The following is a 20,528-nucleotide window of genomic DNA, read 5'->3' as shown; positions in this document are numbered from 1 at the left end:
CTCTATCTGTGTTATACTGAAGACAAATTCTGATAGAACGGAGGGAGAGCGATGGGAGATTTCTCTTTTTCCATCTTTCCGAATGAAAACTTTCTGGACCTGCGGATCTATCAGTACGGCTATGAGCAGTGCGCTCCCCTGCAGTCCTTCGGCCCCTTCATCCGGAACCACTATCTGTTCCACTATGTCATTTCCGGGCGGGGCTCCCTGGACGCCACCGCCGAGGACGGCGTCACCACCCGCCGGTATGAGATCCAGGCGGGCCAGGGCTTTCTGATCTGTCCCGGCCTGATCAACACCTATTTTGCTGACGAGCACGATCCCTGGAAGTATGTCTGGGTGGAATTCGACGGCCTGCGGGCCTCGGAATCCCTGCGCTACGCCGGACTGACCGCCGCCCAGCCCATCTACCGGGCGGACGACGAGGCCCAGAGCGCCCAGGTCCGGGACCTGATGCTCTATATCGCCGAGCACTCCGATGCCTCCGCCCTCCATTTGATCGGCTACCTGTGCCTGTTTGTGGATGCGCTGATGCAGTCCTCCTCCACCCGGGTGAGCGCCCAGGAGAATCAGCTCAAGGACTTCTACATCCAGGAGGCGGTCAACTACATCGAGCAGAACTATCAGCGGAACCTGACGGTGGAGGAGGTGGCCGACGCCTGCCGCCTCAACCGCAGCTATTTCAGCAAGCTGTTTAAGGATAACGTGGGCTGTCCGCCCCAGGAATTTCTGATCCGGGTGCGTCTGGCCAAGGCGGCGGAGCTGATGTGCAGCAGCAACGCTCCCATCAGTGAGATCGCCGTCCGCTGCGGATATTCCAACCAGTTCCACTTCTCCCGGGCCTTCAAGAAGCACTACGGCGTTCCGCCCCAGAAGTGGCGGGCCCAGAACAGAAAGCACCACGCCTGAACAAGTTCATGGAAAAACAGAGAGCTGGCCGCGGAGTTGTGGCCAGCTCTCTTCTGCTTATTCTGCCTTCAGCCAGAGACGGAGGCTCTGATATTCTCCCAGCATGGGAAGGGGGTAGCCCGCCTGCATCAGTACGTCACCGGGCCACGGGGTATCGTCGCCGGTCACCCGGTACTGGAGGTCGGGGTCCAGACCCCGCAGCTTCACCCGACGGAAGGGCGGGCCGGCGTGGACCTGGCCGGACACCACGCACAGCAGCGCGGTGCGCTTGTCGGAGGCCGCGTGGAGCCAGGCGGTAGGCGCCCCGTCGGCAGAGGGGGCGGACAGCCGGTAGTAATCGCCGGTCTGGATCAGATCATAGCTCTCCTGATAATCCCGGATCTGCCGGAGCACCAGGGCCTTCTCCTCCTCGGACAGGGTGCCCATGTCCATCTCATAGCCGAAGGTGCCCGACAGGGCCACGGTGCCCCGGGTCTCCAGCGGCACGCTGCGGCCGGTCTGCTCGTTGGGCACGGCGGAGACGTGAGCTCCCATGGTGGCGGGGGGATAGGCGAAGGAGGTGCCGTACTGGATGGACAGCCGGTCGATGGCGTCGGTGTTGTCGCTGCACCAGATCTGGGGGGTGTAGTACAGCATGCCCATGTCGAACCGGCCGCCGCCGCCGGAACAGCCCTCAATGAGGGTGTTGGGGTTGGCCTGCCGGATCCGCTCCAGCAGGTCGTAGACGCCCAGCACGTAGCGGTGGTAGATCTCGCCCTGCCGGTCGCCGGGCAGGCCGGCGGACCACACCTGGGCCAGCACCCGGTTCATGTCCCACTTCAGATAGGCGATGTTGGCGTCGTCCATCAGTTTTTGCAGGGACTGGAAGATATATTCCCGGACCTCTTCCCGGGTATAGTCCAGCACCAGCTGGTAGCGGCCCCGGGTGTAGGGCCGGCCGGTGGGATTGAGGACCCAGTCGGGATGCTCCTGATAGAGCTGGCTGTCCTCGGACACCATTTCCGGCTCGATCCACAGGCCGAATTCCATGCCCAGGGCGTTGATCTCCCGGGACAGGGCGCCCAGGCCGCCGGGCAGCTTTTTCTCATTGACCCACCAGTCGCCCAGGCTGCTGCAGTCGTCGTTCCGGTGGCCGAACCAGCCGTCGTCCAGGACGAAGAGCTCGATGCCCAGAGCGGCGGATTCCTTGGCGAACCGGATCAGGCGCTCGTGGTCGTAATCAAAGTAGAAGGCCTCCCAGCTGTTGACCATGACCGGCTTACGCCGGTTTTGCCACACGTCCCGCAGCAGATGGGCCCGGACGGCGCGGTGGAACTGCCGGCTCATCTGGCCAAAGCCGTTGGGAGAGCAGATCAGGGCGGCCTCCGGAGTGGTAAAGGCTTGGCCGGGCTCCAGCGTCCAGCAGAAGTGGAAGGGGTGGATGCCCAGGGTCAGCCGGGCGTCCTCAAACTGGCAGCGCTCCGCGGCGGCCTCAAAGTTGCCGCTGTACAGCAGGGCGGCTCCGTAGCAGGTGCCGTGGTCCTCGTCGGCGTCAGGCTCGCACAGCATCACGAAGGGGTTGTGCTGGTGGCTGGAGATGCCCCGGATGCTGCCCACAGACTGGATGCCGGGGCGCAGCCGGGTGCGGTGGAGGCTCCGCTCCTTTACGTGGCCGCCGTCAAAGGTGATGAAGTCCAGGTCGGCGCTGGGGAAGTCCAGGCACAGGGAGGCAGCCCGGTACAGCCGGACCGGCGTCTCTCCGCAGTTCACCACCCGGGCGGCCCGGGTGATCAGATCCAGTTCCTCAAATACGCCGTAGAGCAGCTCCACCCGGACATGGGCGGTCTGGTCCTCCAGGGTGACCGTCAGGGTGTCCGCGTCCTCGGCGGCGCCGAAGAAGGCGGGCATGCCCTCCAGATTGTATTTTCCGCTCTGCACCTTTGCGTCCACGTACCGCAGGTCGGCCACCCGGCTGCCGTCGGGCAGCTCCAGCTCCAGGGAGGGCAGGCGGAAGTCACCGGCTCCCGAGCCGGAATACTCCTGCGGCAGGGTGTCCAGGGAGTAGGTGCGGTCGTTTCCCACCTCGCTGGGGTTGGGAGAAAAGCCCCGGTCGGCGCAGCGGATCAGCCGGGAGAGATCGCCGCCCCGGACCTTGGGTCCATAATAGGTGTGGAGCAGGACGCCGTTCTCATCCGCCTTAAGCTGATAAGTAGTATGACGGGTCTGAAGAGTAAAGACCCGGGCTTTATTATCTTGGATAATCATAGAAAACTCCTCGCAAAGAAAGATCTATGTGGAATACAGCCCAACCATTCTAAGCGATATTCTGGTGAGATGCAAGAGCGCTCCGAAAATTTTGCAAGAAAGTGCGGCAGCCCCGGCAGGACGGTGAGGAACCAGTGCAGAGGCTGCCGCAAAACGGGAGCGGACAGATTATTTTCCGCCTGTGTTGGCGATGCCTTCGATGAACTGGCGCTGGAAGATCATGTACAGGATCACCATGGGCAGCATGGCCAGCAGGCTGCCCGCCATCAGGACGGGGAAGTTGGTGGAGAACTGGCCGCGGAGGGTGGCGAGACCGGAGGACAGGGTCATCATCTTCAGGTCGGAGTTGACCACCAGAGGCCACATCAGGTCGCCGTAAGCGAACACGGCGGTAAAGATAGTCAGGGCGGCCACCGAGGTGCCGGTCAGGGGGAACATGACCTTGACGAAGGTCTCGAACTGGTTGCACCCATCCAGGCAGGCGGCCTCGCCGATCTCGGTGGGGATGCCCATGTAGGTCTGCCGCAGGAAGAAGGTGCCGAAGGCGGAGACGATGCCGGGGAACACCAGGGCGAACACGGTGTTGGCCATGCCCATCTTGGCCACCATCTGATACTGGGGCAGGATGAAGATCTGGGAGGGCAGGGACATCTGGACCAGGATCAGGCCGAACAGGATGTTTTTGCCCCGGAAATTCAGCTTGGCGAAGGCGTAGCCCGCCATGGAGCTGAACACCACGGCGCAGATGACACGGAAGAGGATCATCAGCGCGGTGTTGACGTACATGTTGACGAAGGGCAGGGATGCGATGGCGTCAACGAAGTTGTCCAGATTCCACTGGGAGGGGAAAATGACGGGAGGGATCTGCATGCTCTCCGTCTGGGTCTTGAAGCTGGTGAGGATCATCCACACGAAGGGGAAGATCATGATGATGGCGCCCAGGATCAGGAACACGTAAGTAAGGGTGGTGGTCAGCCGCTTCATATTGCGCATAGAACTCTGTTTCATCGGTATTCCCCTCCCTTACACGTCGTAGTTGACCCACTTTTTCTGGCCGATGAACTGGATGACGGTGATGGCGCCGATGAGGACCACGGTCCACACCACGATAGCGGCGCCGTAGCCGCGGCTGCCGGCCACGAAGGTCTCACGGTAGAACAGGTACATCAGGCTTTGCACCGATGTCAATGCCGGGTTGGTATCCTCCACCATCATATAAATCAGATCGTACACCTTGATGGAGGACATGAGCCGCATGATCATCACCACGAACAGGGTGGGGGAGACCATGGGCAGGGTGATCTGCAGGAACTGGTTGATCTTGCTGGTGCCGTCGATCTCGGCGGCCTCATAGTAGCTCTTGGAGATGTTCTGCAGGCCGGCCAGCAGCAGCACCGCGTCGTAGCCGATGTTGCTCCAGATGGCCACGATGGCGCAGGCGATCATGACGAATCTGGAATCGGTGATCCAGTTGATGTTGGTGCCCAGCAGCTGGTTGAGGATGCCGTAGTCGCTGTTGAAGATCCAGCGCCACACCATGGTGATGGCGGCGGGGGCGCACACCATGGGCAGGAAGAAGATGGTGCGGAAAATGCCCTTGCCGCGGATCTTGGCGTTGAGCATCATGGCCACCAGCAGGGACAGGAACAGTCCCACAGGCACGGTGAGGATGCAGAACAGGATGGTATTCCAGGTGGCCCGCCAGACCTCAGGGCTCTGGAACATTTCTACGTAGTTGCCGATGCCGATGAACTTGTAGTGACCGAAGCCCAGGTGCTCACAGAAGCTGGTGTAGATGGTCTGCACAAACGGCCACAGGTTGAGCACGATCAGGCCGATGATGGTAGGGGCGATCATAATGTAGCCCCAGTTCTGTTCCCGCCGTGCGGCGGCGGACAGGCGCATTGCCTTTTTTCCCACGTGTCACCCCTCCTCTCAGGAATCGGCCAGCTTTTTGGCGGTCTCGGTGTTGATCAGGTTCTGGATCTGGTCCAGGCCGGTATCAATGTCCACCGAGCCGTTGTAGATGCTGGTCATGATATCCACCACGCCGCTCTTCCACTTGGGACGGGCGGAGTTGTTGACGTACTGTACGCAGTAATCGAACTGGCTCATGATGGCCTCTTCCAGGTTCAGCTTGTAGTCGAACTTGTCAAAGGCACTGATCCAGGTGTCCTCCAGTCCCTCGTAGGCGGGAATGGCGGCGCCGGACTCGCCCTGGATCCGCTGGGCCTCCTCGCCGGCAAAGTATTTCAGAACGTCCAGGGCGATCTCCAGGTTCTTGCCGTGGGCGCCGGTGGCGTAGGTCAGACCGTTGGAGATGGTGGCCCGGCCGTCACCGCTGACGGGGTTGGGGGCGGTAGGCAGCACGGCTACGTCCCACTTGCCCACCATGTCGGGATAGTTGCCCATCTGGGCCAGCAGGTTCCAGCTGCCCTCCAGGAACATGGCGCCCTTTTCGGAGAAGAAGGCGGTACCGGGGGTGGTCTCGGCGAAGTAGGCCTGGTCGGGGCACCAGTCGTAGCTCTGCAGGTTTACGTAGAATTTCACGGCCTCCCGGGTGGCCTCCTGGTCAAAGCCGCCCTTGGTCTTGTCCTCGGTGAGGATGCAGCCGCCGTTCTGATAGACGAAGTTGTGGTAGCCCAGCTGCTCGTCGTTGTAGGCCATGTAGCCGTAGTTCCCGGTGGCGTCGTAGATGGCCTGGGAGGCGGAAATCAGGTCGTCCCAGGTCCAGGTCTCGTCAGGGTAGGCCACCCCGGCGGCGTCAAACATCTCCTTGTTGTAGATCAGGCAGATGTTGTCCTTGTCCTTGGGCACGCCGTACATCCGGCCGTCGGAGCCCTGAGCATTGCTGATGGAGATCTCGCTGTAATGCTCCTCATAGGGGAACAGGTCGGTGACATCGGCCAGCATCCCGAATTCGGAGTAGTACAGGATCTGGTCGGTGTGCATCCAGAACAGATCCGGCAGGGTGTTGCTCTCGGCGGCGGCCTCCAGCTTGGTCCAGTACTCGCTCCAGCTGGTGACCTGGACCTCGATGACCACATCGGGGTTCACGTTTTGGGTATACGCATCACACATGGCCTGCATGCCGTCTCGCTGGGCCACGTCCCAGATCTGGAACGTCAGATGGGTCTTTCCGTCTGACGAGCCACATCCGGAGAGCGGCAGCATCAGCACTGCTGTGAGCAGCAGGGCCAACACGCGCGCTGCTTTTTTCATGACATCTCTCCTCCTCTTCTGATCGTTGGCACTTGCGGCGGCGCCGGAACTGGGCGCCGTGGAATTGTATTCATAGTATAATAAATATGTCTAAACTGTAAATGAAAGTGTACCGTTAAAATATACCCAAGTGTCGGACAAAGCGCCTTGTGCGCATATGAAACGACATTTGGGTATATTTGAAACATTTTCGTTAAAATATTGATTATGAAGGGTAGTTTTTTGTGCAATAGGCCGAAAAGTGCTGGAATCTATTAGGAAGATGTAATAATTGGCTCCAAGAGCCGCGGCGGAAAAATAAAAAAACTCATGGATTCAATATATCATAATGTGCTGTGTATGGCCGCCTACCACAGGAAGGGGTCCCGCTTCGGAGGTCCCTTCCGCTCCTGGTGAGGCGCCGTTTCGGTGTATTCGCTGGGGGACATGCCGGTCTCCCGGCGGAATACCTTGGCGAAGTAATTGGCGTTGGCAAAGCCGGAGGCCTCCGCCACATAGGTGATGGAGGGGTCCTCTCCCCGGAGCAGCAGCTTGGCATATTCGATCCGCAGGTGGGTGATGTACCGCCCGGGGGATACACCGGTCTGCTTGGTAAAGGTGCGGATGAGGTGGGGCTTGGATACCTCCAGCCGCTCCGCCAGCTCGTCCAGCCCCTCCAGGAAGGGAAATTCCTCCTGAATAATGCCCACCGCCGCCTCCACCAGAGGGGAGAGTGGCGCTTCCGCCGCCTTGTCCGCGGCGGCGGAGGGACCGGCAATGAGGTTGGTGAGCATGGTGTAGGCGTAGGCGGATGCGGAGGTCCCGCTCACCGGAGGATGCTCGTCCTCCAGCACGCAGAGGGAGAGCACCGCTTCCCGCACCGCTGCCCCGCCTTTGGGGAACAGGGCGGCACCGTCGGTGAGCCGGCCCGCCAGCAGCCGGCCAGGCAGCTCGCCCCGGAGCTGGACCAGCATGTATACCCCGTCTCCCACCGACTGGGCGGAGAACTCCCCACACTGCCAGAGGGCCAGCGCCTGGCCCTGGGACAATACGTCGCTGCGGGCGTAGGAGGAGACCGTCAGGGTGCCCTGGACCGGGGTCAGAACACAGCAGCACAGATCCCCGGCGTAGCCTGTGTGGCTGCCGCCGGAGGGCAGGGTCAGCACCCGGGCGGAGGAGAGGGTCAGCAGACCGTCCAGAGTCGGGGCGTGGGACGCGGGACGGATCTCCCGCGCTTTGGCTGGGTTGGAAATCATGTCGTGTTCCTCCAAAAAAGGGACAGGAGCGGATGAAAGCCGCCTCCTGTCCCTTTGGCCGATGGTCCTCTTTTGCGCTTAGTGGGCGATGGCCCGCTCGGTCTCCTTGTCAAAGAGGTGGATCTTTTCATTTTTGAAGGTCAGGATGGCGGTGTCGCCCTCACGGCCCTTGAAGGTGGGCTCGGTGCGGATCACCATCCGGTTGCCCTGGCAGTCCACGTGCAGGCTGATCTCGGCGCCCATGAGCTCGGCGATCTCCACGGTGGAGGTCATGCTCTCCGGGCCGGCAGCCTGACCGGCGTCGGCGGCCACCACGTCCTCGGGACGGATGCCCAGCACCACGGTCTTGCCCTCATAGGGAGCCACCGCCTCGTTCATCCGGGCGGGCAGCGCTACCACGGAGCCGCACACCTGGGCGGCGTACCCGCTGCCCTGCTTGACGATGACGGCGTCCAGGAAGTTCATCTGGGGAGAGCCGATGAAGCCGGCCACGAACAGGTTGCAGGGGTAGTCGTAGAGCACCTGGGGAGCGTCATTCTGCTGGATGATGCCGTCCTTCATCACCACGATGCGGTCGCCCATGGTCATGGCCTCGGTCTGGTCGTGGGTGACGTAGACGAAGGTGGTCTGGAGCCGCTTGTGCAGGCGGCTGATCTCAGAGCGCATGGCGGTACGCAGCTTGGCGTCCAGGTTGGACAGGGGCTCGTCCAGCAGGAACACGGCGGGGTTGCGCACCATGGCGCGGCCCAGGGAGACGCGCTGGCGCTGGCCGCCGGACAGAGCCTTGGGCTTGCGGTTGAGCAGGTGCTCCAGATCCAGAGCCCGGGCGGCCTCGTGGACCCGGCGGTCGATCTCGTCCTTGGGCACCTTCTTCTGGATCAGGCCGAAGGCGATGTTCTTGTACACCGTCATGTGGGGATAGAGGGCGTAGTTCTGGAACACCATGGCGATGTCACGGTCCTTGGGCGCCACATCGTTCACCAGCCGGTCGCCGATGTACAGCTCGCCGCTGGTGATATCCTCCAGACCGGCGATCATCCGCAGGGTGGTGGACTTGCCGCAGCCGGAGGGGCCTACCAGAATGACGAATTCCTTGTCCTGAATCTCCAGGTTCAGATCGGGGACGACGGTCACATTGCCGGGGTAGGTTTTATTGACGTGCTTAAACGTAATGCTTGCCATGGTTCCTTGACCTCCATTTTTTCATATGACCGAATGGGTAATTTGTTGATTGCGTTTTCCGGTGCTCAGCCGGAGAAATTGGGAGCTGTCCTCTTTGGGACCTAGGATAGCACGGGTGTACCGCTGTTCGCAATAGCAAATTGATGATGGCTTCGGTAAAAAGATGACAAAATGGTCCTTTGAAGGAGGTATGTCATCAAATTACCTCCGCTGTCAGTTTATTGCTATTGAATTGCCTGGTATGGTATGATATGTTCACGCTGATAAGGATGAGGAAGGAAGGGATCCTGGTGTTTTTCCGCAAAGATTATAATGTGCCCGGCCCGGGCATCCGCAAGGACGAGCCGGAGAAGACCGGCCCAGCCCGGCTGCTGCAGATTGTCCAGCTGGAGGCGGGCACTATTTTCCTTCTGAACCTGCTGTTTGTGGTCTCCTGTATCCCGGTAGTCACCATCCCTCCGGCCATTTTTGCCATGAACAAGGTGATCCGCAAGATGATGCTGGACCAGCCTGTGCTGTGCTTTTACGACTACCGCACCGCCTTCCGCACGGGCTGGAAGCGGGGCTACGCCGCCTTTTTCCTCACCGCCCTTCCTATGGCGGCGGCGGGCTTCGGCGCCTGGTTCTATGTGCTGCGGGCGGCGGAAAACCTGGTGTTTTTCGTGCCGTTTCTGGTGTGCTCCACTATTTTGCTGGTGACCCTGCTCTCCTCGGGGCTGCTCTACGGCGCCCTGGGCGCGGGGATGGAGGTGCGGTCCGCCCTCCGGCTGGCCCTGGCCCTGGGGGTGGGCAAGCCCCTGCGGCCCATCGTGGCGGCGGTGGTGGGGTACGGCCTGCTGCTTTTCGGGATTCTGGAGCTGCCCATCAGCCTGATCTATGTCCTGCTGCTGGGCTTTTCGGTGCCCTGCCTGCTTTCCAACTTCTTTCTGCGCACCCTGCTGCGGGACTACTGCCCTGCTCCGGAGCCGGAGGAAGAGGACTCCGATACCAATTCTTAAGATCTGAATTCAGCCACAGAAGCTTCGGAAAGGAAGAGACTGCACAGTGAAGCAAGAAGCGTTGTTTGAGGAACGGCTCATACCCTGCCTGGATGAAATGAAGGAGCTCTATGTCTCACTCTATGGGGAAAATGAGGAGGCGTTTTCCTATTTCCTGGGCATGCTGGAGGAGGCGCTGACCCAGCGGAAGCCCGCCCTGCGGCAGGTGGACGAAAAGCGGCTGGCGGACCCGGACTGGTGCCGGTCCAGCAGGATGCTGGGTATGATGCTCTACCCCTCCTGCTTTGCCGGGACCCTGAACGGGGTGAAGGAAAAGCTGCCCTACCTGAAGGACTGCGGCATCAACTATCTCCATCTGATGCCCCTGCTGGACTCTCCCGCGGGGAAGAGCGACGGCGGCTACGCCGTGTCCGATTTCCGAAAGGTGCGCCCCGACCTGGGCACCATGGAGGACCTGGAGGCCCTGGCCGACGCCTGCCGGGAGAAGGATATCGCCCTGTGCCTGGACTTTGTGGTGAACCACACCAGTGAGGAGCACCCCTGGGCCAAAGCCGCCCGGGCGGGTGACCCGGTGGCCCGGAGCCGCTACTTTTTCTATGATAACTGGGACATTCCCGCCCAGTTTGAGCAGACGGTTCCCCAGGTGTTTCCCACCACTGCTCCGGGGAACTTTACCTACCTCCGGGACTGCAACCAGTATGTGATGACCTCCTTCTATCCCTTCCAGTGGGATCTGAACTACGGCAATCCCATGGTTCTCAACGACATGACGGGGAACCTGCTCTATCTGGCCAACCGTGGCATGGACGTGATCCGGCTGGACGCGGTGCCTTACATCTGGAAGCAGCTGGGTACCAGCTGCCGCAATCTGCCCCAGGTCCACACTCTGGTGCGGCTGATCCGCCTGGCCTGCCAGGTGGTCTGCCCCGGGGTGCTGCTGCTGGGCGAGGTGGTCATGGAGCCCTCCAAGGTGGCGCCCTACTTCGGTACGCCGGAGCGGCCCGAGTGCGACATGCTCTATAACGTGACTACCATGTGCACCACCTGGAACACGGTGGCCACCCGGGACGTGGGTCTGCTCCGCCACCAGATGGAGCAGGTGTGCGCCCTGCCCCGTACTTATCTGTTCCAGAACTACCTCCGCTGCCACGACGATATCGGCTGGGGTCTGGACTATCCCTGGCTGTTCCGGCAGCAGGGGCAGAAGGAGGTCCCCCACAAGAAATACCTCAACGACTGGTTCACCGGCCGGTGGCCGGGCAGCTGGTCCCGTGGCGAGCTGTACAACGACGATCCCCGGCTGGGCGACGCCCGGCTGTGCGGCACCACCGCCTCCCTCTGCGGCGTGGAGAGCGCCCTGCGCAGCGGCGACCGGGAGGCTCTGGAGCGGGGCATCAGTTGCGATATCATGCTCCACGCCTGGATGCTTACCCAGAGCGGCATCCCCGTGCTGTACAGCGGGGACGAGCTGGGGCGTCTGAACGACTACGATTACCACGGAGAGCCGGACAAATTTGACGACAGCCGCTATGTCCACCGGGGTAATTTCCAGTGGGACCAGGCGGAGCTGCGCCGGGACGAGAGCACCGTCCCCGGCCGTATCTTCCAGACCCTCCGCCGTCTGGAGACCATCCGTGGGGAGGAGCAGGTGTTCCGGTCCGATGCCGAGGTCACGCTGCCGGACCCCGGCAACAGCTCTGTGCTGGCCGTCAGCCGCCGGTATGGCGGGGAGGGGCTCATCGCCCTCTTCAACTTCTCCGAGCATCCCCAGACCGTCCTCTGCCCGGCGGGGAAGCGGACCGATCTGGTGAGCGGAGAGCAGGTGGAGGGCGGCACCCTTACCCTTCCCGGCTATGGCTTCCTCTGGCTCAAGATGCGCTGAGGAAGGGTGCGGAGGTTATCCTGCGTATCTGCGGTAAAATTGAGGGGACATCCCGTTTTGAACAGGAAAGGCGCCTGATTTCTTAAGAAATCAGGCGCCTTTCCGTTCAGAATACAGGTGCTGCTGCACTCTGCCTGTTCCGCAGTGCGGAATCGCTTCAGTTTGCCAGGTCGCCGGCGGCTTTGATCTTTACCCGGTTGGTGCTGCCGGGGTAGTAAGCCAAAGGCACGTCCTCCACCTCAATGATCTCCACCGTGTCCCGGATGGCTCCGGCGGCGACAGCCAGCTCCACGGCCTCGCTCTTTGCCTGCTCCAGCGCCTTGTCCCGGGGGAGCTCGTCATAGTTGATCAGCTTTTCAAAGGTGCCGCTTACCTTGGAGATGGCCGAGCCAATGGCGTTGGCACAGCCGAAGTGCTGGGGCTTTATCACCTGAGCGGCGCCGGCCAGCTTCTCCGGCAGGATAATGGAGCCGCCTCCCACCAGAATGACGTCGCTGTCCGCGCTGGACACCTTCATGGAATCGATGGCATCCTCCACCATGGTTCCGATGGCTGAAAGGGCCTTTTTTGCCAGCTCCTCCGGAATATGGGCCACCTTGGCGGGATCTCCCAGGCGGTACATACCCAGCCGCACGGCGATATCCGTAGCGGTCAGGGTGTCTCCGCCGAAGACCAGAGCTCGTTTCGTGATCTCGTAGCCCACGCTGTCGGGGCCAACGGTAACGGTACCGTCAGGCTTCTGGCGGACGATAGAGCCGCCGCCCAGTCCGATGGACACCACGTCGGGCATGCGGAAATTGGTGCGTACCCCGCCGATGGTCACCGCTACGCTGGACTCCCGGGGAAAGCCGTTCTGGATGACGCCGAAATCGGTGGTGGTGCCGCCCACGTCGATGACGATGGCGTTGCGCAGGCTGCTCAGGTAGCTGGCCCCCCGGATGGAGTTGGTGGGTCCGCAGGCCACGGTGAGGATGGGATAGCGCCGGGCGTGCTCCATGGTCATCAGGGTGCCGTCGTTCTGGCTCAGGTACACGTCGGCGTTGGTGATGCCCTCGTCGGCCAGGCTCTGGGCGAAGCCTTCGGTAAAGCGCTGGGCCACCTTCCACAGGGCGGCGTTGAGGATGGTGGCGTTCTCCCGCTCAATGAGGCCCATGGAGCCGATCTCGCTGGAGATGGAGATATGTACGTCCTCGCCCATTACCTCCCGGCAGAGGGCCGCCGCCTCCAGCTCGTGGTCATTGCGGACGGTGGAGAACACGCCGGAGATGGCGATGGATTGCACTCCTTTGGCCTTCATCTCCAGGAAGAAGGCCCGGGCGGCCTCCCGGTCCAGAGGGGCCAGCTCCTTACCATCGTACTCGAAGCCGCCGCCGATGACGGCGCTGCCGGCGCAGATCTGCCGGATATCGTCGGACCAGTCCACCATGGGCGGGATGCCCAGAGTGGCCGGGGCACCCAGACGGAGAATGCCGATGGGCGCCAGGTTCCTGCGCTCCACGATGGCGTTGGTGCACTGGGTGGTGCCCAGCATGGCCTGGCGGATCTGGCTCTTGTCCACGCCGGATACGGACAAAACGGTGCGCAGGGCGGCCAGAATGCCGTCATAGATGTCACCGGAGGTGGGACACTTGATGTCCGCGATGACGTTTCGGTTTTCGTCAATGAGTACGGCGTCGGTATTGGTGCCGCCCACGTCTATGCCCAGCTTATACATGCTGACACACCTCCTTGCAGCGCTCCTCCAGAGGAATATAGTCGGTGTCCACCCCGAAGTAGCGGGGACCCACCAGTTCAATGCCGGCAGGGCAGCGCCACATCTCAAAACACTTCAGGCCCACCACCAGCACCCGCTTACCGTACTTGAGGGCGTCGGTGGTAACGGGGGAGAAGGTTTCGGTGTCCACCAGACAGATCAGATCGGGTACCGTGGCCACGATTTTGCCGTCCACCTCGGCGGTGAGATTTTCGTTCTGGAACTCCACCGCGGCGGAGCGGCCCTTGCACTCCCCAATGCCCTCCAGCAGCACCCGTCCGAAGTTGAAGCCGTCCCGGGTTTCCCGCAGCACGTCGGCGATCTTGCCTTTGAAGAGCTTGTAGCCCTCGGTGAATTCCAGGAAGTGTCCCTCCGGGTTTTCAGCGGACTTGACGGTGCGGATGGCCGCTCCCAGCTGCTGGCTGCGGGTGACGATGCCGCGGACGCCGTACTGCTTCATCTGAGCTCCGCTCATGGGGTAGAGGGAGACCGAGACCGAGCCGCCGCAGCTCATGGTCACCGCCCGGGCCAGTTCCTCCGTCCACTTGTTGGTGATGGTCTCAAAAATGACGCTGTTGCCCTTTTCGTCGGTGAGGGCCATGGGGGTGGCGCTGATGCCGCCGATGGTAAAGGTGACCATCTGCAGCTCGGGGAAGGCCCGGCCCATACCGTCCACATCCACCAGGGGCAGGCCCAGCCGGGCCGCCGCAGCGATGGGCAGCATGGAGTTCACGCCGCCGGCCTCGATGGGCATAAAGGCGTAGATTTTTTTCCCGAAAAACCGGGAGACCATATCATAGAGCTGCTGGTACTCCCGGCCGCCGATGGCCTTCTCCGCCAGGACGGTGGGGGCGCCCATCATGGCGATGGGCACCACCAGGGCATCGTCCGGCACTTCATCCGGGTCCAGCAAGGTGACCGGTCCGCAGTCCCGGATGGCGCCGATCGCCACCAGCTTGCCCACATAGGGGTCGCCGCCGCCCCCCGCGCCAAGCAGCGCGGCGCCGGTGGCAATATCCTCAATTTCAGGTATCCCGATCTTGCGCAATGAAAACAACTCCTTTTTGTGTTTTTAACAGTGATTCAAACGCCCTTCTTCGGGAAAATGGCCGCCAGGATCACATACAGCACCAGGGAGACCACGATGCCGTTCACCGGTCCCACAAAGAAGGGGGTATTGAGGAAGGGAACTGCTGCGATCAGGCCGGAGAAGCTGGCAAAGGTGCCGCCGGTGATACAGGCCACCAGAGCGCCCGCCAGGAAGGCGATGAGGCCAGGGGCGGAGAAGCCGGGGCTGAAGGTGAAGTTCTCCCGCTTCCCGTTGCCGGTAATCCAGTAGGCGGCGATGATGACGCCGGCCAGCGGCGGGATCAGGGCGCTCATCAGGGACAGAAAGCCCTGAAAGGCGTTGAGCAGGCCGAAGGCGGCCAGCAGGGTGCCGATGCCTCCCGCCACGCCGGTGGTAACGGCGAATTTGCTTTCGGTAAAGCCCAGCAGGTTGCTCAGGGCCAGACCGCCGGAATAGGCGTTGGTGACATTGGTGGTCCAGGTGGCCAGCACCAGGGCGATAAGGCCCAGGACAGGCACCCCCAGGGAGACCAGAATGGCCGAGATGTCATACTGACCTGTGACAATGCTCATGAGCGCGCCGGTGAGCAGCATGAACAGCCCGGCGGGCATGACGCCCACAATGGAGCTCTTGACCACGTCGGCCCGACTTCTGGCAAAGCGGCAGTAGTCTGCAGAGATGACGCCGCCCAGGGCGAAGGAAGCCACCACCATAGAGATGCCGTATACCAGCCCGGCGGAGTTTTCAGGCGCGTAGGCGGAGATAGCCGCTCCGCCGTTGTGGGTGGTGATGCCCGCGATGAGGCCGTAGAGGCAGACGATCACCAGCAGGGGCACCGCGATGTAGTTGAGCCATTTCAGACCCTTGAAGCCGGCACAGGCGGTGGCCAGCATGATGACGCCCCAGATTATGGAGCTCACCGACACAAAGGCCGGGCTGGATTCCATGCCCAGCAGGGGAGCTACCATGGCGGCAAAGGCCTGGCCGCAGGTGGCGGACTGGATGCCGAACCAGCCGATGCAGGCGATGGCGATCAGGGTGCTGATGACATACCGGGCGCCCTTTTCGCCCAGCGCCCCGGAGGCCATGACCGATACCGGCAGGCCGGTGTCGCAGGCCTGCATGCCGATGAAGATCATATAGAGGCAGATAAGGCCGTAGCCGATCAGTATGGAGATGATGATTTCAGACAGCGACAGCCCGCCGCTGGTGAGAACGCCGCCGATCATCAGACAGGGCACGCAAATCATACCGCCGGCCCACACCGCGGCGATGGACAGCCAGCTCTGACGCTGGTTTTCCTGCACTTCAAATCCGCTCAGTTTTTCCTGCATGGTTGCTCACATCCCGTGTCCAAAGTGTCCGGCGAATCACCCCAACGGGGCGATGCTTCCGCCGTTTTCAGCAGTATAACACTTTAGTGTGTCAGAGGGATACTGTCGCGGAGGCAAAAAACAGAGAGCAGTTTGTTGTCCAAACGGACAACAAGCTGCTCTTTACTGATGGCCCTGACTCAGCATCAGGCGTCTCACAGCGCAGGCTTTATAGAGCGCCAGCAGTTCCGGCATCTTATCCACCCGATAGCCCAATAGGTCGGAAATGCGGCGAAGCCGATATTTTACCGTGTTTTTGTGGAAGTGCAGCAGCTCCGCGGTGAGTGTGACGCTCATTCCACCGTCCAACAAATAGACACTCAGCGTCTCTGCCAGATCCAGATTTTCGCTGTCCTTTTGAACAGGGACGATCACCTCCAGACAGGCGTCAAGCGCGGCCTCTCCCTCCTGAATGACCTGACGGCAGCTTTTGGAGAAGCAGATGTCGCCAGAGGTATAGAGCCGACGCGTGGGGTAGACGTCCACGGCATCCGTCAGGTTCTCGCGGAAGGCAAGGTAGGCGGTCCGCACGTCGGCGGTGTTCTGGAGGCCGGAGCAGCGGCAGAGCACCGCGTCAGGCAGCCGGGCAGACACGGTGTCCAGGACCGAAGCGCTCAGGCGTTCGGCCTCCTGCTGTGTCTGTGGGGTACCCAGGAAAATGAGCAGCCGCCCGCCGTATACATCCATGATGAGGGAGCCGGAAAAGCCCACAAAGCATTCCCGCACTCCGGGCAAAAGGGCCTGAAATTCTTCCTTCCCATCCTCACAGCCGGATTGAGCGATCCACATCTCATGGAGTGAGGCCACGTCCACGTGAAAAATTTCAGCCAACCGGCGCATTTTCAACGGCTCATCCTGCAAAATGGCGCGGATCAGCTCGTGGATGGCGATCTCACCGTGGCGTCTGCCCCAGATGTTGATGCAGATGCGGGTGGCGTCCATCACCTGGCCCAGGGTGGCCGGATCGAAGGGCAGGCCGGCCTTGATCAGCAGCAGTTCCATCTGCTGGCCGCCGTCCACCCCCAGGCTCATGCGGTAAATGCGGGCGTCCGGCACAAAGGGACAGGTCTGGCTGCCGCCGGGAGGCGGATAGCTCTGCATCCGCCTGAAGCCGCCGGCCACGCTGGCCTCGATGCCCCGGGGCCAGGCCACCAGGTTGAGGATATGAAAGGAAGCGTCGCACAGCAGCACGGAGGCCGAGATCCGGTCACTGAGGATTTTTAGGGCGGTGTTGACGGTCTGTAGGTGCTTGGGCAGGGCTGAGATGTTGGCCAGAATGTCCAGGACAATGGAACTGCTCTGGGCCCGGTCCCGATAGATGCAGGCCATGACGTCATTGATGACCTCGCCGTAGCGGAGGGTGGCCTCTCCCTCCGGCATGACAATGAGGACAAAATCAAGCTCGTCGGCCAGGGCGATGAGCTGGGGGTCGATGCGGGGGAGGTAGACCCCCACATAAAAGAGGATGAGTCCCACCTCTCCTCCCTGGGCCAGGCGGCGGATATTGGCCAGCTGCAGGGGCACGTTGTCCACACTGTTGAGGAAGCCTGTGATGACGATCTCGCTGCCGAAGAACTCGCCCTGGGGAAAGACCTCGTCCACCAGCGCGCCGGGGTCGGTGGACTCCAGAACGGAAATGCTGGACACCACCTTGGAAAGTCCGCCCCGTCCCCCTACCACCTTTGCCCGGCTGAGGGAGGGCAGCTTCAGAAGCTGTTCCACCGTGACACTCATACGCTCACCTCCGCGTCAGGATGCTGCATACTCTGCACGCCAAACGTAAAGTTTGAATTTAGCCGTATTCTCACATTTTATCAACAATATATCATGCCGGCAGCTTTTTGACAACGCGATCCTGCGCGTCGAAACTGACACGCTGAATAATAATAAGGTAAGATCAAGGGCAGCTGGAGGTCATTGCACGACGCAATGCGCTCCAGCTGCCCGTTCTGCTTTTTTCAGTTGGAAATACAGTCAGCAAGGTCAAAAGGTGATCGGTGCTGTAAGTCTTTGCAGTGCGGCCAGCGTGCTCCAGGCGGCAATATCCGGGCCATTGACCGGGCACTCCGGCGTGCCCTGCTGCATATAAAATCTGGCTGCTCCGAATTTTCCCTGGAGATCGACCTGAAAGCTCATGGCTTCGTCATCCGGTATTGGTTCCAGACGAACCTCCACGCCTTCCCAGTCCTGGCAGGCAACACCCAGCGCGGCCGCGATATTCAGCCGCTCCGGATAGTTTGCCACAGCTTCTTTTGCATTTGCCCGGTATACCGCAGGCAGACGCTTAAAGCCTGGGGGGCACTTGTCTGACTCCGGCGGATATTTGCGCTGCGTCAGGGAAACCTGCACCGGCCCCATCAGCCTGGCGGCTGTCAAAAAGTCGAAGCCGCCGATGGCGCCAGGTACCAGGTGTACCTGAGTGCCATGCTTCAATGCCGCCTGGCGAACCGCATCTGAAAAGACGGGGTCCTGGAATGCGCTGGAGGACAGGCAAATCAGGTGACAGCCTGCGGAAAGGATCTCCACGGCATGTTCCGCCAGCGCGTCTTCTGTGGAGGCGTCGATGATATACTGCGGGGAGAGGGACAGCAGCTGCTGCACATCCCGGCAGGCAGTACATCCGCAGGCCTCCGCGATGGTCTGTGACCGCTCCATTGTGCGGCCGCAGACACCCACCAGTCTGCAATTGTCCACGGCCCCTTCATGCAGGCCCTTTGCAACGATCCGCCCCAGACGGCCGCAGCCCAGCAAACCGACATTGATCATTCCGCATTCACCTTATGCCACACCCGCACGCAGCTTTTTCTTGTGCTGCAGCAGACGGCTGCCGTACAGCACCGCAAACAGCGCCCAGCCGATCAGGGAAATCACGTAGCTGGACTGGATGGCAGTGCAGATAACAACGATGTAGCCGATTCGCTCGAAGATGGTGATTTTCTGCTCCACATAGCCCTGGATCGCGCAGGCGGCCGCATAGCACACCACGAAGGCGGAAACCCAGGTAAACAGCGTGAGCAAATCAAAGCCCATGTGCAGGTAATCTGTATTGATCGTAAAGACGAAGGGAAGGACGAAGCCTGCGATACCGAGCTTGACTGCTGTAAAGCCCACCCGCATGGGGTTCTCCTCCGCGATACCGGCAGCGGCATAGGAGGCCACAGCCACAGGAGGCGTAATGGCGGAGATGCAGGCGAAGTAGAGGAGGAACATGTGAGCGGCAAGGCCCGGAACACCGATCTGAATCAGAGCGGGAGCAATTGCGGTAGCGCAGATGATGTAGGAAGCGGTAGTGGGCAGGCCCATGCCGAGGATGATGCACACGACCATGGACAGGACCAGGCTGAGGATAATGTTGGTGCCGCCCATGCTCACGATGAAGTCGGAGAACTTCAGACCCAGGCCGGTAAGGGCGAACATGCCGGTAACGATGCCCGCGCAGGCGCAGGCAGAGACCACGCTGGGCAGGCTCTTGGAGCCTTCTACGAAGCCGTTGATGATGTCCTTGATGGTCAGCCGATCCCGCTTGTCCAGGAAGCCGCAGATGACGATCGCGATCATGGAGTAGATGGCGGCCAGCATGGGAGTGGTCTGGATCACCAGCAGCAGGAACAGCAGGACTGCCAGGGGGATGAAGAGCTTAAAGCCTCTGGACACGGATTCCTTCAGGTCGGGCAGCTCATCCTCAGGGACGCCCTGCAGGCCGTACTTGACGGATTCCAGGTCCACCATCTTGAAGAGGGTCAGATAGTACATGAGAGCGGGCAGCAGCGCAGCCAGGCAGACGGTGCTGTAGGGGGTGCCGGAGACGTCGGCCAGCACGAAGGCGGCGGCGCCCATGATAGGAGGCATGATCTGGCCGCCGGTGGAGGCGACCGCTTCCACAGCGCCCGCAAAGCGGTGCTGATAGCCCTGGCGCTTCATCAGAGGAATGGTAAAGGCGCCCGTGCTCACCACGTTGGCCACGGCGCTGCCGGAGATGGAACCGAACAGGCAGCTGGCCACAACCGCCATCTTGGCGGGGCCGCCGCGGCGCTTACCGGTCAGGGCGATGGAGATGTCCTGGAAAATCTTGTCCGCGCCGGAGACACTGAGGAAGGCCGCGAACAGCAGGAACAGGAACACGTTGGAGGCCGACACGCCGATGGCGGTGCCCAGCACGCCCTGATCGCTGAAGACGGTGGACACCACACGCTGGAAGTCGTACCCGCGGTGGCCCAGGATGCCGGGGAGATTGCTGCCGAACAGCGCGTATACCATGGTGGCCATTGCGATGATGGGCAGGATCCAGCCCAGGCAGCGGCGGGTGGCCTCAATGGTCAGTATCGTGATGATCACGCCGAACACATACAGTCCGGTGGTCAGCCGGCCGGTCTGCATGATCACAACATACGTGTCGTAGTTCGCAATCACATAGAAACCGGAAACGGCGGTCAGTATAATGCAGATCCAATCAATGACGAGAAATTTTTTCGGGTTCTTCTTGCTGAACGGCTTGTACAGAAAGACCAGGATCAGTCCCAATACTAAGTGCCAGGAATAGAACTTGATGCTCTCCATGGGCATGAACGTAAACTGTCCGATGTGGATAAACCCAGTCAAGATAGAGAGTACGATCACAATATATTTTTTGAACTGATCATACGACAGTTTCTTCAATGGCT

General features: G+C 61.1%; 15 protein-coding genes. 3 read left to right on the top strand and 12 right to left on the bottom strand.

The features are described 5' to 3' along the window. The first annotated feature begins 51 nt into the window (after positions 1–51). Positions 52–909, top strand: coding sequence for an AraC family transcriptional regulator (locus ACTNB1_RS06060; protein ID WP_441168365.1), 858 nt, complete (start codon positions 52–54; stop codon positions 907–909). A gap of 57 nt (positions 910–966) precedes the next feature. Here ACTNB1_RS06060 and ACTNB1_RS06055 read toward each other — a convergent pair whose 3' ends face one another. The 6 genes from ACTNB1_RS06055 to ACTNB1_RS06030 form a co-directional block, all read right to left on the bottom strand. Continuing rightward, a complete protein-coding gene (locus tag ACTNB1_RS06055; RefSeq protein WP_441168364.1) occupies positions 967–3,153 on the bottom strand; it encodes an alpha-galactosidase in 2,187 nt (728 codons plus the stop codon). 168 nt (positions 3,154–3,321) lie between these two features. Then, positions 3,322–4,161, bottom strand: a complete 840-nt coding sequence (locus ACTNB1_RS06050) for a carbohydrate ABC transporter permease (protein ID WP_441168363.1) — start codon at positions 4,159–4,161, stop codon at positions 3,322–3,324. A 15-nt stretch (positions 4,162–4,176) separates the two neighbouring features. Continuing rightward, on the bottom strand, positions 4,177–5,073 hold the full coding sequence (locus ACTNB1_RS06045; RefSeq protein WP_441168362.1) for a carbohydrate ABC transporter permease: 897 nt from the start codon (positions 5,071–5,073) through the stop codon (positions 4,177–4,179). A 15-nt stretch (positions 5,074–5,088) separates the two neighbouring features. Next, on the bottom strand, positions 5,089–6,375 hold the full coding sequence (locus ACTNB1_RS06040; RefSeq protein ID WP_441168361.1) for an ABC transporter substrate-binding protein: 1,287 nt from the start codon (positions 6,373–6,375) through the stop codon (positions 5,089–5,091). Between the two features lie 347 nt (positions 6,376–6,722). Beyond that, positions 6,723–7,610, bottom strand: coding sequence for a helix-turn-helix transcriptional regulator (locus ACTNB1_RS06035; RefSeq protein ID WP_441168360.1), 888 nt, complete (start codon positions 7,608–7,610; stop codon positions 6,723–6,725). A gap of 78 nt (positions 7,611–7,688) precedes the next feature. Continuing rightward, a complete protein-coding gene (locus tag ACTNB1_RS06030) occupies positions 7,689–8,792 on the bottom strand; it encodes an ABC transporter ATP-binding protein (RefSeq protein ID WP_441168359.1) in 1,104 nt (367 codons plus the stop codon). A 290-nt stretch (positions 8,793–9,082) separates the two neighbouring features. Between ACTNB1_RS06030 and ACTNB1_RS06025 the strand changes: the two genes are divergently transcribed. Together ACTNB1_RS06025 and ACTNB1_RS06020 are read left to right on the top strand one after the other, a co-directional pair. Then, positions 9,083–9,790 carry a DUF624 domain-containing protein gene (locus tag ACTNB1_RS06025; RefSeq protein ID WP_441168358.1) on the top strand — a complete coding sequence of 236 codons (708 nt, stop codon included), beginning with the start codon at positions 9,083–9,085 and terminating at the stop codon, positions 9,788–9,790. Positions 9,791–9,836: 46 nt separating this feature from the next. Beyond that, complete coding sequence (locus ACTNB1_RS06020) at positions 9,837–11,672, top strand: alpha-amylase family glycosyl hydrolase (RefSeq protein ID WP_441168357.1); 1,836 nt, start codon at positions 9,837–9,839, stop codon at positions 11,670–11,672. A 157-nt stretch (positions 11,673–11,829) separates the two neighbouring features. On the opposite strand, the gene ACTNB1_RS06015 is transcribed toward ACTNB1_RS06020, so the two are convergent. The 6 genes from ACTNB1_RS06015 to ACTNB1_RS05990 all read right to left on the bottom strand — a co-directional run bounded on the left by ACTNB1_RS06015 (position 11,830) and on the right by ACTNB1_RS05990 (position 20,523). Next, positions 11,830–13,386, bottom strand: a complete 1,557-nt coding sequence (locus ACTNB1_RS06015; RefSeq protein ID WP_441168356.1) for a hydantoinase/oxoprolinase N-terminal domain-containing protein — start codon at positions 13,384–13,386, stop codon at positions 11,830–11,832. Next, a complete protein-coding gene (locus ACTNB1_RS06010; RefSeq protein WP_441168355.1) occupies positions 13,379–14,473 on the bottom strand; it encodes a DUF917 domain-containing protein in 1,095 nt (364 codons plus the stop codon). The genes ACTNB1_RS06015 and ACTNB1_RS06010 overlap by 8 nt, the downstream gene beginning before the upstream one ends. A 35-nt stretch (positions 14,474–14,508) precedes the next feature. Further along, positions 14,509–15,828, bottom strand: coding sequence for a cytosine permease (locus ACTNB1_RS06005; protein WP_441168354.1), 1,320 nt, complete (start codon positions 15,826–15,828; stop codon positions 14,509–14,511). A gap of 162 nt (positions 15,829–15,990) precedes the next feature. Continuing rightward, entirely contained in the window at positions 15,991–17,601 is a 1,611-nt protein-coding gene (locus ACTNB1_RS06000; protein ID WP_441168353.1) for a PucR family transcriptional regulator, read from the bottom strand. 249 nt (positions 17,602–17,850) lie between these two features. Then, positions 17,851–18,633, bottom strand: coding sequence for an aspartate dehydrogenase domain-containing protein (locus ACTNB1_RS05995; protein ID WP_441168352.1), 783 nt, complete (start codon positions 18,631–18,633; stop codon positions 17,851–17,853). Positions 18,634–18,645: 12 nt separating this feature from the next. Continuing rightward, entirely contained in the window at positions 18,646–20,523 is a 1,878-nt protein-coding gene (locus tag ACTNB1_RS05990; RefSeq protein WP_441168351.1) for a TRAP transporter permease, read from the bottom strand. Between the last annotated feature and the right edge of the window lie 5 nt (positions 20,524–20,528).

Origin of the sequence: Flavonifractor sp. HCP28S3_F3 (genome assembly GCF_052065355.1) — a bacterium.
GTDB lineage: Bacteria > Bacillota > Clostridia > Oscillospirales > Oscillospiraceae > Flavonifractor.
The sequence above is the reverse complement of the archived record's forward strand: the minus strand, read 5'-3'. Positions and strand labels throughout refer to the sequence as shown.